Raw genomic sequence first — 295 nt, 5'->3', positions numbered from 1 at the left:
GACGTTGAAGACGACGACGTTGATAGGCCGGGTGTGTAAGCGCAGCGATGCGTTGAGCTAACCGGTACTAATGACCCGTGAGGCTTAACCTTACAACGCCAGAGGCGTTTTGTGAGACGCAGATTTTCAGCTTGTTGACGGATACACCGTGCGGCCTTATGGCGGTGCGGAAAACAGAATTTGCCTGGCGGCACTAGCGCGGCGGTCCCACCTGACCCCATGCCGAACTCAGAAGTGAAACGCCGTAGCGCCGATGGTAGTGTGGGGTCTCCCCATGCGAGAGTAGGGAACTGCC

Annotated in this window: 2 rRNA genes; both read left to right on the top strand. The window is 57.6% G+C overall.

The annotated features are described in order from the left end of the window. A 23S ribosomal RNA gene (locus B2J69_RS23515) occupies positions 1 to 92 on the top strand; the annotation flags it as partial. A gap of 91 nt (positions 93 to 183) precedes the next feature. Next, positions 184 to 295, top strand: a 5S ribosomal RNA gene (rrf, locus tag B2J69_RS23510); the annotation flags it as partial.

It is taken from the genome of Pantoea latae, from assembly GCF_002077695.1.
Lineage (GTDB): Bacteria > Pseudomonadota > Gammaproteobacteria > Enterobacterales > Enterobacteriaceae > Pantoea > Pantoea latae.
This window is presented reverse-complemented; position numbering and strand designations above follow the sequence as displayed.